17 protein-coding genes are annotated in these 14,830 nt (G+C 66.9%); 7 read left to right on the top strand and 10 right to left on the bottom strand.

The annotated features are described in order from the left end of the window. Positions 1 to 98: 98 nt before the first annotated feature. Positions 99 to 968 carry an EamA family transporter gene (locus QMX83_RS09225; protein WP_282296328.1) on the top strand — a complete coding sequence of 290 codons (870 nt, stop codon included), beginning with the start codon at positions 99 to 101 and terminating at the stop codon, positions 966 to 968. Between the two features lie 27 nt (positions 969 to 995). Here QMX83_RS09225 and QMX83_RS09220 read toward each other — a convergent pair whose 3' ends face one another. From QMX83_RS09220 to QMX83_RS09205, 4 genes are all read right to left on the bottom strand, one after another. Next, positions 996 to 1,733: an endonuclease/exonuclease/phosphatase family protein gene (locus tag QMX83_RS09220; RefSeq protein WP_282296329.1), complete on the bottom strand. Its 738-nt coding sequence runs from the start codon at positions 1,731 to 1,733 to the stop codon at positions 996 to 998. A 57-nt stretch (positions 1,734 to 1,790) separates the two neighbouring features. Next, positions 1,791 to 2,618 (bottom strand): thiol:disulfide interchange protein DsbA/DsbL, encoded by an 828-nt coding sequence (locus QMX83_RS09215; protein ID WP_282296327.1) that lies wholly within the window; start codon positions 2,616 to 2,618, stop codon positions 1,791 to 1,793. Between the two features lie 109 nt (positions 2,619 to 2,727). Beyond that, positions 2,728 to 3,381: a thiol:disulfide interchange protein DsbA/DsbL gene (locus QMX83_RS09210; protein ID WP_282296326.1), complete on the bottom strand. Its 654-nt coding sequence runs from the start codon at positions 3,379 to 3,381 to the stop codon at positions 2,728 to 2,730. A gap of 104 nt (positions 3,382 to 3,485) precedes the next feature. Further along, positions 3,486 to 4,268, bottom strand: coding sequence for a c-type cytochrome (locus tag QMX83_RS09205; protein ID WP_282296325.1), 783 nt, complete (start codon positions 4,266 to 4,268; stop codon positions 3,486 to 3,488). A gap of 154 nt (positions 4,269 to 4,422) precedes the next feature. On the opposite strand from QMX83_RS09205, the gene yihA reads away from it, so the two are divergent. Further along, positions 4,423 to 5,046 (top strand): ribosome biogenesis GTP-binding protein YihA/YsxC, encoded by a 624-nt coding sequence (gene yihA, locus QMX83_RS09200; protein ID WP_282296324.1) that lies wholly within the window; start codon positions 4,423 to 4,425, stop codon positions 5,044 to 5,046. Between the two features lie 18 nt (positions 5,047 to 5,064). Here the strand turns inward: yihA and QMX83_RS09195 are convergent, their stop codons facing one another. Both QMX83_RS09195 and QMX83_RS09190 read right to left on the bottom strand, forming a co-directional pair. After that, positions 5,065 to 6,036 (bottom strand): MBL fold metallo-hydrolase, encoded by a 972-nt coding sequence (locus QMX83_RS09195; RefSeq protein ID WP_282296323.1) that lies wholly within the window; start codon positions 6,034 to 6,036, stop codon positions 5,065 to 5,067. A 99-nt stretch (positions 6,037 to 6,135) separates the two neighbouring features. Continuing rightward, positions 6,136 to 6,972 (bottom strand): helix-turn-helix transcriptional regulator, encoded by an 837-nt coding sequence (locus QMX83_RS09190; RefSeq protein ID WP_282296322.1) that lies wholly within the window; start codon positions 6,970 to 6,972, stop codon positions 6,136 to 6,138. 179 nt (positions 6,973 to 7,151) lie between these two features. Between QMX83_RS09190 and QMX83_RS09185 the strand changes: the two genes are divergently transcribed. Then, the gene (locus QMX83_RS09185) at positions 7,152 to 8,516 is read left to right on the top strand and encodes a glutamate--cysteine ligase (protein WP_282296321.1); all 1,365 of its coding nucleotides are present in this window, start codon (positions 7,152 to 7,154) and stop codon (positions 8,514 to 8,516) included. A 39-nt stretch (positions 8,517 to 8,555) separates the two neighbouring features. Here QMX83_RS09185 and QMX83_RS09180 read toward each other — a convergent pair whose 3' ends face one another. Further along, a complete protein-coding gene (locus QMX83_RS09180) occupies positions 8,556 to 9,608 on the bottom strand; it encodes an NAD(P)-dependent alcohol dehydrogenase (protein ID WP_282296320.1) in 1,053 nt (350 codons plus the stop codon). A 104-nt stretch (positions 9,609 to 9,712) separates the two neighbouring features. On the opposite strand from QMX83_RS09180, the gene QMX83_RS09175 reads away from it, so the two are divergent. Then, complete coding sequence (locus QMX83_RS09175; protein ID WP_282296319.1) at positions 9,713 to 10,606, top strand: LysR family transcriptional regulator; 894 nt, start codon at positions 9,713 to 9,715, stop codon at positions 10,604 to 10,606. A gap of 4 nt (positions 10,607 to 10,610) precedes the next feature. Here the strand turns inward: QMX83_RS09175 and QMX83_RS09170 are convergent, their stop codons facing one another. After that, positions 10,611 to 11,678 (bottom strand): aldo/keto reductase, encoded by a 1,068-nt coding sequence (locus tag QMX83_RS09170; RefSeq protein ID WP_282296318.1) that lies wholly within the window; start codon positions 11,676 to 11,678, stop codon positions 10,611 to 10,613. Between the two features lie 114 nt (positions 11,679 to 11,792). Between QMX83_RS09170 and QMX83_RS09165 the strand changes: the two genes are divergently transcribed. Together QMX83_RS09165 and QMX83_RS09160 are read left to right on the top strand one after the other, a co-directional pair. Further along, complete coding sequence (locus QMX83_RS09165; RefSeq protein ID WP_282296317.1) at positions 11,793 to 12,677, top strand: AraC family transcriptional regulator; 885 nt, start codon at positions 11,793 to 11,795, stop codon at positions 12,675 to 12,677. A 62-nt stretch (positions 12,678 to 12,739) separates the two neighbouring features. Beyond that, the gene (locus tag QMX83_RS09160; RefSeq protein ID WP_282296316.1) at positions 12,740 to 13,150 is read left to right on the top strand and encodes a hypothetical protein; all 411 of its coding nucleotides are present in this window, start codon (positions 12,740 to 12,742) and stop codon (positions 13,148 to 13,150) included. A gap of 5 nt (positions 13,151 to 13,155) precedes the next feature. Here the strand turns inward: QMX83_RS09160 and QMX83_RS09155 are convergent, their stop codons facing one another. Continuing rightward, positions 13,156 to 13,956, bottom strand: a complete 801-nt coding sequence (locus QMX83_RS09155) for a DUF3658 domain-containing protein (RefSeq protein WP_282296315.1) — start codon at positions 13,954 to 13,956, stop codon at positions 13,156 to 13,158. A 48-nt stretch (positions 13,957 to 14,004) separates the two neighbouring features. Next, positions 14,005 to 14,424 (bottom strand): VOC family protein, encoded by a 420-nt coding sequence (locus tag QMX83_RS09150; RefSeq protein ID WP_282296314.1) that lies wholly within the window; start codon positions 14,422 to 14,424, stop codon positions 14,005 to 14,007. Between the two features lie 130 nt (positions 14,425 to 14,554). Between QMX83_RS09150 and QMX83_RS09145 the strand changes: the two genes are divergently transcribed. Continuing rightward, entirely contained in the window at positions 14,555 to 14,824 is a 270-nt protein-coding gene (locus QMX83_RS09145; protein ID WP_282296313.1) for a DUF2845 domain-containing protein, read from the top strand. Positions 14,825 to 14,830 lie beyond the last annotated feature (6 nt).

The following is a 14,830-nucleotide window of genomic DNA, read 5'->3' as shown; positions in this document are numbered from 1 at the left end:
CGCCCTGCGTGGCTTCGCGGTGTCCAGGGGAATCGCAGCCACGCAGGGCGTGGCTCTACGGGATATCCGGCCGCCCCATTCGGCTCTATCCTCCCGCGATGTCGACGTCGCGCCACGCCTCCCTGCTTCCCGTTCTGGCCGTATTGGGCTCCGTTACCGCACTTGCGGTCGGGACCTCGTTTGCCAAACAACTGTTCCCGCTGATTGGTGCGCAAGGCACCAGTGCGTTGCGCGTGGGCTTCTCCGCGCTGGTGCTGCTGGCGGTGTTCCGACCGTGGCGCTGGAACACCAGCCGGACCGATGCCGGCGCGATCCTGCGCTACGGCATCACCCTGGGGGCGATGAACCTGCTGTTCTACATGGCCCTGCGCACGATTCCGTTCGGCATTGCCGTGGCCATCGAGTTCTGTGGCCCGTTGGCGGTGGCGATGTGGTCGTCGCGCCGGCCGGTCGATTTCCTCTGGGTGGGATGCGCGGTGGCCGGGCTGCTGTTGCTGCTGCCGCTGGGTCATGGCGAACCGCTGGACCCGACCGGGGTGATGTTCGCCCTGGGTGCGGCGGCATGCTGGGCGATGTACATCATTTTCGGCAAGCGCGCCGGGCATCTGCCGGCCGGTCACACCGTGTCGCTGGGCATGTGCGCGGCGGCGCTGGTGGTGGTGCCGGTGGGCGTGGCGCATGCCGGCGCGGCGTTGCTGGACCCGAAGATCCTGCTGTTCGGGCTGGGCGTGGCGATTGTGTCCAGCGCGATTCCGATGTGGCTGGAGATGATGGCGCTCAAGCGTCTGCCGAAGGAGACCTTCGGCATTCTGATCAGCATGGAACCGGCGGTGGCCGCCGTGCTGGCAATGGGCCTGCTGGCCGAGCATCTCACCGCGTTGCAGTGGGCGGCGATCGGTTGCACGGTGGTGGCGTCGGTGGGAAGTACGTTGACCGCAAAACCCACCCAGATGCCGATCAATACGTAGAGCCACGCCCTGCGTGGCTACGGAGAACTACCGCACCGCGTGTGCTGGAACATCAATCTCCATCGCCAGCGCCAGATGATCCGAATACGCGGCCGGCACCGCTTCGGCGCTGCGCTGCTGCAGGTTGCTGCTGAGCAGGATGTGGTCGATGGCGCGGTCGGGTCGCCAGCTGGGGAAGGTCGGCACCGCGCAGCCGGGCGGCTGCAGGGTGGTCTTCTGATACAACGCCTGCATTTCCGGCCGGTCGGCCAGGCAGTTGAAGTCGCCCATCAGCACCGCGTTGGGATGGTCACTGAGCAGTTCGGCAATGAACGCCAACTGCGACATGCGCGAATTGGTGCCCAGTGACAGGTGGGCGACGGCCACCAGCAGGCCCTCGCTGCCCTCGCCGAACTTCGCCAGCAGCACGCCGCGCCCGCCAATACGGCCGGGCAGGGCGTGGTCCTGGACTTCCACCGGCTCCAGTCGGCTCAACAGCCCGTTGGCGCTCGAGGCCACACCGCCCATGCGGCGGTTCGGCTGGTGGCTCCAGTAGTTGAAGCCGGCGCGCTCGGCCAGATAGTGGGTCTGGTTGGTGAAGCCCGAGCGCAGGCTGCCGGGGTCGGCCTCCTGCAGGCCGACGATGTCATGACCACGGGCCAGCTGGGCGATGGCGTCCAGGCTGGACCGTTTGCGTCCCGCCGGCAGCGCATGTGACCAGCTGCGGGTCACATAGTCGCTGTACCGGCGGGTGCTCGAGCCGGCCTGGATATTGGCCGTCAGCAGACGCAGGGTCCGGGTGTTGGGGGTTGTCACCACGGTCTCTCTTGATGCTTCGAAAACTCAGTTGGCCTTGGCGGCACGCTCGCGGGCGATCAGGTGATCGGCGACGCGCAGGGTGTCTGCAAAGCCCTTGCCCTTGACCAGGTACTTGCCGTTGACCACGATCGACGGGGTGCCGGTGATCTCGCTGCGCTGGGCGAACTGCTTGGCCTTGTTGGTCTGGCCGTTGACCGAGAAGCCATTCATTTCGCTCAGGAACTTCTTCGCGTCCACGCCGTGCTTGGCGTAGAAGTTGGCGATGTCTTCCGGGGTGTCGCGACCGCGCTCGCCCTTCAGTTCGTTGTTGGTATGGATGGCAGCGTAGAGCGCTTCGTGGGTCTTCTCTTCAACGCCCAGGTTCTGCGCGGCGTAGAACGCCTTGCCGTAGGTGTCCCAGGTGCCGCCGAACATGGCCGGCACGTACACGAAGTTGACGTCACTGGGCAGGCCTGCCTTCCAGGGGCCGACCAGCGGCTGGAAGGCATTACAGGCGGGGCAGACGAAACCGAAGATCTCGGCGACTTCGATCTTGCCGGTTGCCGGGGCGAACGGAGCGCCGGCCTTCAGCACGATGTAGTCGGTGCCTTCGACCGGTTCCGGGCCGACCGGAGCGGTGGCAGCCGGGGCAGCGCCGGTCTCGGCCGGAGTCTGCGCACCTGCTTCGGCAGCGGCCTGCTCGGCGGCCGCCGTCTCGCCGCTGGCGGCGCTGGTTTCCGGCGTGGTGGTCGCCGGTGCTTCGGTGGTGGTCGGAGCGGCCGGGGCGGTGGTGTTTTCACTGCCGTCCTTGGCCTGGCAGGCAGCCAGGATGGGCAACAGGGCCACAAGCGCGAGGGCGAAACGGTTTTTCATGGAAGCGTCTCCAGCGATAGAGCAGGGGAAAGCCGACGCGTCATGCGCCGGCCAGGGAGGCATGATGACACGCGGTCAGCGCACCGCCGCGTGCAGGACGTGTGAGGGTTCAGCGAGCCTTGGCACCGCGTTCGCGGGCGATCAGGGCGCTGGCAATGCGCAACTGCTCATCGAAGCCGTTGCCGGTCACCAGATACTTGCCATTGACGATCATCGAGGGCGTACCGGGAATCCGGGTGCGCTTGGCAAAGGCCCGCGCGGCCGCCACCTTCTGCTCGACGGCGTCGCTCTTCAGCGCCGCGATGTAGCGTTCGGGCTCCACGCCGTACTGCTTGTAGAAGGTGGCCAGTTCATCCGGCGAAATGTTCTGCATCGGCAGCGAGCCGTCCACGTGCAGGGCCTTGAACATGGCCGCATGGCTGCGCTTGGCCACGCCCACCTGCTCGGCGGCGTAATAGGCGCGTGCAAAGGAATCCCATGGCCCGCCGAACGCGGCCGGCACCGGAATGAAATTGACGTCCTTGGGCAGCTTCTTCGCCCAAGCTTCCAGCGACGGCTCGAAGTGTGCGCAGTGCGGGCAGGTGTAGCCGAACACTTCCACCACTTCGATCCGGCCACCGGCCGGGGCAAACGTGCCCGGGTTTGCCAGCACCTCGTAGTCGGTGCCTTCCACCGGCGGCGCGGCAGACGGAGCGGCCACGGCGGCCAAGGGGGAAAGGGCCAGCAGCACCAGCATCAGGCGGGGGATCAACGTCTTCAACATCCATCTCCATCGGAAAAAAACAACGCCGGCCTGATGCCGGCGTGAAGGGGACCATACCTTGCCTGCGCGGCAGGCGCACCTGCCGCTGGTCGCGGGCGAACGGTTCAGGGCGCGCGGGCGGGGGCGGCCACCACGTCGTCGGCGCGGTTGTGCAATCCCTGCAGATAGCTGCCCAGCGCCTGGATTTCCTGTTCGGTCAACGACTTGGCAATGCTGGCCATGATCTGGAAGTGTGCCTTGTCGGTTTCCTGGGTGACCCCGGCCTGGTACTCCTGCAGGCGGCGCGCCACATAGCTGGCGTGCTGGCCGCCAATGTGCGGGTATGCCGGGCCGGGATTGCCCGCTCCGGTGGGGCCATGGCAGGCCATGCAGGCGGGAATGCCGCGCTGTGCATCGCCGCCGCGATAGAGCTGCTGGCCGACCTCGTAGAACTTCAGGCCCTTGTACGGGCCTTCGGCGACCACGCCGTCATCGGCCAGGCCGGCGCTGGCCTTCTGGGTGGCGAAGTAGGCACCGATGTCGCGCATGTCCTGCGGGGTCAGGTCCTGTACGAAGGGCACCATCGCCGCCGCCGCCCCGGAGTTGCGCTGGCCGTTGGCGATCAGGGCCATCTGCTGGGCCACGTAGCGTTCGCTCTGGCCGGCAATGCTGGGGTACATCTCCACCGTGGAGTTGCCGTCGGCCGAGTGGCAGGCCGCGCAGGCGGCGGCCTTGGTCTGCCCGGCCTTGGGGTCGCCCCAGGTGGTTTTGCTGAAATCCACCTCCAGCGAGGCGGTCTTCACCGGTGCGTTGTCGGGCAACGGGGTGATCGAAGTCTGGGCGACCGCAACAGCGGCCAGCAGCGATACAGCAACAGCGGAAACGGCAAGAACGCGAGCATGGCGCATGCGGAAGCTCCGTGTGGACCGGCCTGGCAGGTACAGGGTGCACCCGCGGGGATCGGCCGATTATCCATGCCGGTTTGCGCCGGGGTCAACGCGGCAGTGCGGCAAAAACCGGCCGGCAGCGGCGCTTCCGGCCCGGACATGCGATCCTATGCATATGTCACTGCTCCTAGAACGCGCCCATTACCTGCTTTCGGCCCACAACATCCGGCAACTGCCGGACGACGTCGGGGCCGAAGTGGCTTTTGCCGGTCGCTCCAATGCTGGCAAGTCCAGCGCCCTCAATGCCCTGACCCGCCAGAACAGCCTGGCCCGGGTTTCCAAGACCCCCGGCCGCACCCAGCAGCTGGTGTTCTTCGAGGTCACCCCGGAGGCCAAGCTGGTCGATCTGCCCGGTTACGGCTACGCCAAGGTGCCGCTGGACCTGCAGGCACACTGGCAGGCCTTCATTGACCAATACTTCCGCACCCGCGAGGCCCTGCGCGGCCTGGTGGTGGTGATGGACATCCGTCACCCGCTGAAGGACTACGACCGGCAGATGCTGGGCTATGCCGTGCAGCGCGGCCTGCCGGCGCACGCGCTGCTGACCAAGGCCGACAAGCTCGGCCGTGGCCAGCAGGGCATCGCCCTGCAGAAGGTCCGCAAGGACCTGCAGTCCTCGTTCGGCGACACCGTGAGCGTGCAGACCTTCTCCGGTCCGGCCCGTCAGGGCGTGGACGAAGCGCGCGGCATCATTGGTGGCTGGCTGGGCTTGAACAAACCGGCCCCGGAAGCCGTCTGACCGAGGCCACCCGCGCAATCACCGCGCCGGCAACGGCGCAAATTCGCCCGGCACCCACGCGAAGGCCTCGCCTTCGTGTCGCACATGGCCTAAACCCGGGAATGGCAGGTGGGCACCCGCCACCCACCAGCCGTGGTCGGCCGCCTGCGCCATCATCGCGCGGCGGCTGGCGATTGCCGCCACCTTGTCGCTATCAGCCTCGAAGCTGGCGGTCGGCTGCGCGAACTGCACGGCATGGAAGTGCACGATGTCGCCCCATACCAGTAGCTGCTGTTTGCCACCGTCGAGCCGCCAGGACACATGGCCGGGGGTGTGGCCGTGGCTGTCCAGGGCGGTCACACCGGTGGGCAGTGCCTGGCCGGGAGCAAAGCGTTTGACCTTGCCGGCGGCGTCATAGGGCGCGACGGCCGTGCGCGCCAAGGCGAACGCGAAACGCACGCCTGCCGGCGCGGCCGCCTCGCTGGCCGGATTCAACCAATAGTCGGCATCGGCCTGCGACAGCCACACCGTGGCATTGGGGTAGGCGGCTTTGCCATTGGCATCGAGCAGACCACACAGGTGGTCCGGATGGGCGTGGGTCAGCAGCACATCGTCGACCTCGGCCGGGTCATAACCGGCGGCGCGCAGGTTGCCCAGGACCTGACCCAGACCGGGACCGAAGCACTGTGCCGTACCGGTATCGACCAGGGTCAGGTGCTGATCGCGTTGCACCAGGTAGGCGTTGACCGCCGTCTGCAGACCCTTGCCGTCTTCGGGCACGTAGCGGTGATCCAGCAGACGGGTCACCGCGCCGGGTTCAATACCGACCAGTTCCTGCCTGCCCAGCGCCACGGTGCCATCGAACAGGGCCGTGACCTGCAACGTGCCGATCTGCTGGTGATACACGCCAGGCACCTGCTGCGACACCACATGGTCGGTGGCGGCCTGCGCCGCGCCGGCCAACAACAACGCCGGGCTCAACCGGACAAGACGACTCAGAAAAAGGGGCATGACAGCCTCCTGGCAATGCGGCAACGCCGCGACCCCGTCATGCTGCCGGCTTCGCCCTGCGCGATGCGCTCACAATGCCGCGCGAAACGCTCGCCGGTTTCAGCTGTTGCCGATGTCGGCCGGTTCCAGCCCGTAGCGCGCCGCGAAGCGCCGGTTGAAACTGCCCAGCGAGCGATAGCCGACGCGCGCGGCCACGGTCTTCAACGGCAGGCGCGTGGTGTAGAGCAGTTGCATGGCATACGCCAGACGCGCCTCGGCGATGAGTTCGCGCACGCTCAGCTGCTCGCTGGCCAGGCGTCGGCGCAATGTCGCCCCACTCATGCCCAGGTAGGTTTCAAAGTCGTGCGACTGCCAGTCACGCTCGGGCTGCGCCGCAATCAGATCGCGCAGGCGCTCGCCCAGGCTCGGCTCGGGAGCGAGCAGCAGGCTGCCATGGCCGCGACGGCAGAACGCCACGACCAATGAGGCCAGCGCCAGCCGCGCTTCGGTGTAGTGGCCGTGCTCCAGCGCCGTGCGCCATTGCCGCAGGGTGTCGGCATGGGCGTCCAGCGCCAGCTGCGCCAGCGCCGGCCCCGCGCTGGGCAGCGGCTCGTTCCACAACGTGCGCGCGGCGCTGAGCGCTTCGCTGCACAGGGGCACGATGGCACTCAGATAGAGGCCGCTGACCGGGTCGGGCGTGTTGATGACATCAATGCGGCAGCGCTGGGTGATCAGGAACAGATCGCCGGGCACGAAGGTCAGCGACTGCTGCGCGGTGCTGACCTGCTTGCGCCCCTGCAGCAGGATGGCGAACTGGGGCTGCGGGATCTCCACCGACGAAGCGCCATGTTCGCGGCGGGCGGTGATGCAGGCATACCCCTCCGCGCGCTGGCAGTCGGCCAGGCTGGCCATCTCGGCCAGCAGTCCGTGGTCGGGCAGGGTGGGGGTGGGTGCCATTGCTACAGTGTAGGCGGGCTGGCGCGGCCGTGGGCAGCGTCAAGGGGCATCCGGTGGAATGCAGCAACCCGCCACGGTGACACGCTGTACGCGGGCACCACGATATAGTGCGCCCTTGCGATGGCGGGCCCCCAGCCCCACATCCCGTTCCCCCGCCCCGAATTCTGCGAGCCACCCCCTTGTCGAGCCCCAGCCACGTCGCCGAGACGCCGATCACCGACCGCAATGAACTGGTCGCCACGTTGGCCTCAGGCGAAAAGCCCAAGGCGCAGTGGCGCATCGGCACCGAGCACGAGAAGTTTGGCTTCCGCCTGGATGACCTGCGCCCGCCGACCTTCGACGGCGAGCGTGGGATCGAGGCGCTGCTGACCGGGCTGACCCGTTTCGGCTGGGAACCGGTGCAGGAAGGCGGGCACACCATTGCGCTGCTGCGTGATGGCGCGTCGGTGACGCTGGAGCCGGCGGGGCAGCTGGAACTGTCGGGCGCGGCGTTGGAGACCATCCACCAGACCTGCGTGGAAACCGGTACGCACCTCAACGAAGTCGCGCAGGTTGCCGCGGAACTGCAGCTGGGTTTCCTCGGCATGGGTTTCCAGCCGAAGTGGTCGCGCGCGGACATGCCGTGGATGCCGAAGGGGCGCTATCGCATCATGCGTGAGTACATGCCGAAGGTCGGGCAGCTGGGCCTGGACATGATGACCCGCACCTGCACGGTGCAGGTCAACCTGGACTACGCCACCGAAGCGGACATGGTGAAGAAGTTCCGGGTGTCGCTGGCGTTGCAGCCGATTGCCACCGCGCTGTTCGCTGATTCGCCGTTCACCGAAGGCAAGCCGAACGGCTACCTGAGCTACCGCTCGCACATCTGGACCGACACCGATGCTGATCGCACCGGCATGCTGGACTTCGTGTTCGAGGACGGCTTCGGCTATGAGCGCTACGTGGATTACCTGCTCGATGTGCCGATGTACTTCTCTTACCGCGACGGCGTGTATCACGACGCGAGCGGGCAGAGCTTCCGCGACTTCATGGTGGGCAAGCTGCCGGTGCTGCCGGGCGCGCTGCCGACGCTGCGCGACTGGTCGGACCACATGACCACGGCGTTCCCGGAAGTGCGTCTGAAAAAGTATCTGGAAATGCGCGGTGCCGATGCCGGCCCGTGGAGCCGCCTGTGCGCCCTGCCGGCGTTCTGGGTCGGTCTGCTGTACGACGATGCGGCGCTGGACGCGGCCTGGGACCTGGTGCGCGACTTCAGCCTGGCCGAGCGCCACGCGCTGCGTGACGGGGTACCGCGTCAGGCGATGAACCTGCCGTTCCGCAATGGCACGGTGCGTGATCTGGCCCGCGAGGCGGTGAAGATCGCCGTGGCCGGCCTGCAGCGTCGCGCCGCACGCAATGCCGATGGCCAGGACGAGAGCCGCTTCCTGGACGTGCTGCAGGAAATCGTCGATTCCGGGCTGACCCCCGCCGAGCGCAAGCTGGCGCTGTACCGCGGCGAGTGGAAGCAGAACGTGGACCCGGTGTTCTCCCAGTTCGCGTATTGAGCTCCAAGAAAAAACCCCGGCGATGCCGGGGTTTTTCATTTACGCCGCCAGGGTCGCCATGTCGATGACGAAGCGGTACCGCACGTCGTTCTTCGCCATGCGTGCCCAGGCTTCGTTGACGGTCTTGATGTCGATCACTTCCACGTCGCTGACGATGTTGTGTTCGGCACAGAAGTCCATCATTTCCTGGGTTTCGGCCATGCCGCCAATGGCCGAGCCGGTCACGTGCTTGCGACCGAAGATCACGCTGGAGCCGTACAGCGGCGGATCCAGTTCGGTGATCACGCCGACCAGGCACATGGTCGCATCACGCTTCAGCAGCGACATGTAAGGGTTGGTGTCGTGGCTGACCGGGATGGTGTTGAGCAGGAAATCGAAGCTGCCGGCATGGGCCTTCATCTGCGCCGGGTCGCGCGACACCAGCACTTCATCCGCACCCAGACGCTTGGCATCGGCACCCTTTTCCGGAGTGGTGGTGATCATCACCACGGTGGCACCCATTGCCTTGGCGAACTTCACGCCCATGTGGCCCAGGCCACCGAGACCGATCACGCCGACCTTCTGGCCGGGACCGACCTTCCAGTGGCGCAGCGGCGAATAGGTGGTGATGCCGGCGCACAGCAGCGGTGCGGCCGCCTTCAGGTCGAGCTTTTCGGAGACCTTCACCACGAAGCGCTGTTCCACCACCACGTGGTCGGAATAGCCACCGTAGGTCAGCTGGTCGCTGCCGCGTTCCTTGCTGTTGTAGGTGTAGGTGGGACCCTTTTCGCAGTACTGCTCCAGATCGTGCTCGCAGGCATCGCAATGGCGGCACGAGTCGACCATGCAGCCCACGCCGGCGAAATCGCCGACCTTGAAGCGGGTGACGTTGGCACCGACCTCGGTGACCCGGCCGATGATCTCGTGGCCTGGCACCATCGGGAACAGCGCGCCGCCCCAGTCGTCGCGGGCCTGGTGCAGGTCGGAGTGGCAGATGCCGCTGTAGAGAATCTGGATGCGCACGTCATCGGCACCGACCGCGCGGCGCTCGAAGGTGAACGGCACCAGCGGGGCCAGGTTGTCATGCACGGCGTAACCACGGGCAAGTGACATGGGGGACTCCTGAGGTTTGTGGAAAGGCGCTTTACAATACCCCCGCGCCCGAGGCACCGGGAGTCCCGATTTCGGCATGTGTCATCAAGGCAGACTGGATAATCATGGCCGCTGACAACCTGACCCACCTGGCCGCCTTTGCCGCCGTGGCCCGCCACCGCAGCTTCCGCAAGGCCGGCGCGGAGCTGACCCTGTCGACCTCGGCGGTGAGCTATGCGATCCGCGCGCTGGAAGAGCGCCTCGGGGTGGGGTTGTTCCACCGGACCACCCGCAGCGTGGCCCTGACCGAGGCCGGCCAGCGCCTGCTCGACCGGCTGCAGCCGGCGTTGCACCAGGTGAGCGACGCGCTCGAGGAAATGAATCACTTCCGTGCCGCGCCGGCCGGCCTGCTGCGGATCAATGCGGCGCGCGCTGCCGTGCCGACCCAGCTCGGCCCGCGCCTGACCCGCTTCCTGCATGCCCACCCCGACGTGCGGCTGGAACTGACCGAGAACGATGGCCTGGTCGACATCGTCAGCGAAGGCTTCGATGCCGGCGTACGCCTGCACGAGTTCGTGCCGGAGGACATGGTGGCCGTACCGCTGGGCCGACCGCTGCGCGGGATGATCGTGGCCTCGCCGGCGTATCTCGCTCGTCATCCGGCTCCCCTGCATCCGCGTGACCTGCTGCAGCACGAATGCATCCGCTTCCGCTTCGCCAGCGGGCATCTGTACAAATGGCAGTTCGACCGTGACGGGCAGTCGCTGGAGCTGGACGTGCAGGGCCGTCTCACGCTCAGTGAGCAGACCACCATCATCCGTGCGGTGCTGGACGGGTTCGGCCTGGCCTACGTACTGGAGGACGCGGCTCGCCCGTATCTCGACGCCGGCCAGATGCAGGCCGTGCTGGAAGACTGGAGCGAGCCGTTCCCGGGCTTCGTGCTGTACTACCCGCGGCAGCGGCAGATGTCCTCGGCATTGCGTGCGTTCGTGGACAGTCTGCATGGCACCGAGCCGTAAGGGCTTAACGTGCCTGAAGCGTTGACGTCCCAAAGATCAGCTGCTGTGCCATCGGCCTGCCGATGAAGCGTTCGGGGAAGATCGGTGTGACCGCACTTGCCACATCAAGACGCTGCAGCTGCTCGGCGCTCAGCGTCACCGTCAGTGCGTCCAGATTGTCCTCGGCCTGCGCCAGCGTGCGTGCCCCGATGATCGGCGACACCACGCCCGGTTGCGCCAGCGTCCACGCCAACGCCACCTGTGCGCGAGAGACACCAAGTTCGTCGGCGACGCTGCCGACGACGTCGGCAATGGCCAGCGAGCGTGCATTGAGGTGGCCGATGGAGGCGATCACGCCTTTGCGGTCGCCCGCCACGTCCGCGCTGTTGGCGTCGGAAAGATCGGCGGCGCTGTATTTGCCGGTGAGGATGCCGCCGCCCAGCGGCGACCACGGCAGTACACCCAGGCCCAGCGCCTGTGCCATCGGCAGCAGCTCATGTTCGACCGTGCGCTCGACCAGGCTGTACTCGATCTGCAGCGCCACCAGGGGCGACCACCCGCGCAGATCCGCCAGGGTCTGCATCTGCGCAATGCGCCACGCCGGGGTGTTGCAGATGCCCAGGTACAGCACTTTGCCGGCACGCACCAGGTCATCCAGGGCACGCATGACTTCCTCGGGGCGGGTGGTGAAGTCCCAGGCGTGCACGTACATCAGGTCGATGCGGTCAGTATCGAGCTGGCGCAGACTGGTCTCCACCGAGCGCACCAGGTTGTAGCGGTGGTTACCGCCGGAATTGATGTTGGCCGGATCGCGGGCCATGGTGTACTTGGTCGCCAGCACCAGCTGGTCGCGCTTTGCCTTGGCGAAGCGGCCCAGGATCTGCTCGGCGGCACCGTTGGTGTAGTTCACCGAGGTGTCGATGAAGTTGCCGCCACGGTCCACGTAGGTGTCGAAGATGCGACGCGCTTCGGTCTCGTCCGCGCCCCAACCCCAGTCGGCCCCGAAGGTCATGGTGCCCAGTGAGAGCGGTGAGACGCGCAGGCCGGAGCGACCCAGCAGGCGGTAATGGTCGAGGGCAGTGGTGGTGTCCATATGGCGGCTCCATCGTCAGGGATGGGGCCATTGTTGGCAGCCGCGTCTTCCCACCGGTAGAACGCCTGACCGGCAGGCTTGCACGATCGTCCAGAGGTCGCCGATGATGCGGCCATGACCGCGCTGCTCACCTTCCGCGATGCCATTGCCCGCCATGCGCCGGGTGACGGCACCTTCGCCACCGGGTTACCGGGCGTCAACCTGATCCGCTGCGCCAGCCCGACGTTGCCGATGCCGGTGATCTACGAGCCCACGGTCTGCTTTGTCGCACAGGGGCGCAAACGCGCGGCGCTGGGCGAGCGGGTGTTCCATTACGACCCGGCCAGCTATCTGCTGGCGACCGTGGGATTGCCGGTGATGGGAGCCGTGGTCGAGGCCAGTGCGTCGGCCCCCTACCTGTGCATGCAGCTGGATCTGGATGCCGCCCTGCTGGGCGAGCTCACGCTGCAGCATCCACGCCCGCTTACCACCGCGATCGACGGTGCCGCAGGACTGTCGTTGGGGACAATGACGCCGACCCTGCTCGAGGCAGCCACTCGATTGTTGACCCTGCTCGACGCCCCGCAGGACATTGCCGCATTGGCTCCACTGGCCCTGCGTGAGCTGCTGTATCGCCTGATCAGTGGCGAGCAGGGCGAGGTGTTCCACCAGATGGCCCGCACCGATACCCGCCAGGCACAGATCGCTCGCGCCATCCTGTGGTTGCGCGCGAACTACCGCGACGCCAGCCGCATCGAGACGCTGGCCGACGTGGCCGGCATGAGCCGATCCGCCTTCCATGCGCACTTCAAAGCGGTGACCGCGATGAGTCCGCTGGATTTCCGCGCGCAGCTGCGCATGCAGGAAGCGCGGCGGCTGATGGTGGGCGAGGGCATGGACGCGGCCAGCGCCGGCCACCGGGTGGGCTACGAAAGCCCGTCGCAGTTCAGCCGCGAGTACGCACGCCTGTTCGGCCTGCCGCCGGCACGCGACGCGCAGCGACTGCGCCAGCCCGATTGAGGCCAGCCCGGTCGGCGTGCTAGCGTGCGCGCGGGCGCACCGCCTACCTGACAGGGATGTCCATGAACCGCGTTTTCGTACTGTTGATGATTCTGGGCCTGGTGGGCGGCCTGTGGCACGCCCAGCGCACCTTCTTCCCGACCCGCGCGCAGCAGGCCGCTGCCCTGGCGGCCAATCCGGTGCCGCTCCAGATCACACCGGCAGCGCAGGTCAGGGGGCCGGCAGTGGACGTATTCGGGCGCACCGGCTGTGGGTTTACCCGGCGCATGCTGACCGACCTGCAGAGCGCGGGTATTCCGGTGCGCTACTACGACATCGACGTGCCCGCGATCGAGGCGCAGTTCGACCAGCGCTTCCGTCACGCCGGCCTGTTGCGCAATGGCATGTACGAGCTGCCCATCGTGGAAGTGGGCGGCCGCTCCTATGCTCGCCCATCGTCGGAATCCGTGGCATACCGGTTCCGTAATCGCTAAGGCAGTCAGGCTTCGTCAGTTCGGCGCACCTGCACCGCCCAGCTCCAGCTGCGTCCCTGCAGTGGCGTGCGAGTTTCCACGCGCCCGGCGTCGATCAGCGCACGCAACCGTGCAGCGAAGAAGGTGTCCCCCATCGCATTGCGGGGCTCGCAGCGTTCCATTGCGTTGCCGATCACCCGGTTGGCCGGCACCCAGTGACGTGGGCAGCAGTCCAGCAGCATCGGGTCATGGCAGTCGATGGCGCGATAGCGCAGGGCACCGTTGGCGTCGCATTGGCGGAGCAGTTCCGGGCGTGCCGCGATCTGCGCGAACTCGTCGGCGAGCGTAGCCACCGTATCGGCTGAAAGTGGTCGTGCGCCGGGTGCGAAGCGCACCAGTGCATCAACAGGATGGGCAGCCACGGCTTCATGGCCGCCTTCAAAGGCAGGAACCGGGACGCGCCATAGCGTGGCGCGCGTTGTCTGCAGTGCGTGGCAGGCCATCCGCAGAAGCACCTGGTCGGACGCACTTCCGCTGATCCACAACATCACCCGCCCGGGTACCTGGCAGCGAATCCTCAACGCCTCCCAGCGGGCGAACACGTCGTCGTCCTCGTCCTCGTCGCTGGAATCCTCTTCGGCATCCACGTGCGGAGGCGGCAGGATCAGCGTACGCAGGAAGGCGATCCGCCCAGCAGCGCTGCTCAATGGGCCGATGGCGAGATCATCGTTGATCGAGAACACCTCGCCCGGCATCCTGCCGGTGGCGATGGCGACCCTGAGCGATCCGGCGGCGCTGTCGCCGGCGGCAATATGAAGGTCCCGCATGTGCCTGCCTCCGCTAGTCGAATGCAGGATGTCTCCCCGTCGCCGATCCTACACCTGTCCCGGCATGCTCGCGATCTCGTCATAGCCGCGGCCCAGGAACTGCAGCAGGCAGAAGCCATGGCCGAGCGGGTCGGCCAGCAGCGCGATCCGGCCCCAGGCATGAGTCGCTGGTGCCTGTTCCACCCGGGCCCCGGCCATCACTGCACGGTCCAGCGCGGCGTCCAGATCGTCGACCACCCAGTCCAGATGCACGGGGGTCCAGTGCCGGCGGTAGTCGCGGCGATTCCGTACCTGCGGGGTGGCGGACGAGCCGGAGGGTTTCACCAACAGATAGATCGGTGCCGGGCCGCCCAGCAGTTCCACCCCGGCGTCGCCGAAACGTCGGCCAGGGGTCAGGCCGAAGGCGCGGGTGTAGAAGGCCTCGGCCGGGGCGAGGTTGTCGACGTCGATATTGACCAGAAAGTCCATGGGCGGGCCGCATCAGGTCGGTTCCCACACTCTAGCGCGGGCAGGCGTGAGGGCCGCTGCAGGTGCTGCCAGGGGGCGTTTGTGGCACAGTGACTGGCATTGACACCCCGACCCATCAAGGAGATGGATGATGAACAGGATAGTGTGGTCGTTGATGCTCTGTCTGGTGGCCAGCACCGCGATGGCCAGCAGCGCCCGCTTCGGTGACCGTCTGATCAACAGTGGCGACACCGCGGGCAAGGTCAGCCAGGTTGCCGGCAAGCCGGACCGCGTGGTGCAGCTGGAAAACCGTTACGGTGCCAACACCGGCGAGCGCTGGGAGTACTACCAGCCGCGCAAGACCATCCATGTGATCTTCGAGGATGGCAAAGTGACCGACATCCGGGAAATGTTCAACTAAGGACGC

Origin of the sequence: Stenotrophomonas sp. PS02289, assembly GCF_029960115.1 — a bacterium.
In the GTDB taxonomy this organism is placed as follows: Bacteria; Pseudomonadota; Gammaproteobacteria; order Xanthomonadales; family Xanthomonadaceae; genus Stenotrophomonas.
The sequence above is the reverse complement of the archived record's forward strand: the minus strand, read 5'-3'. Positions and strand labels throughout refer to the sequence as shown.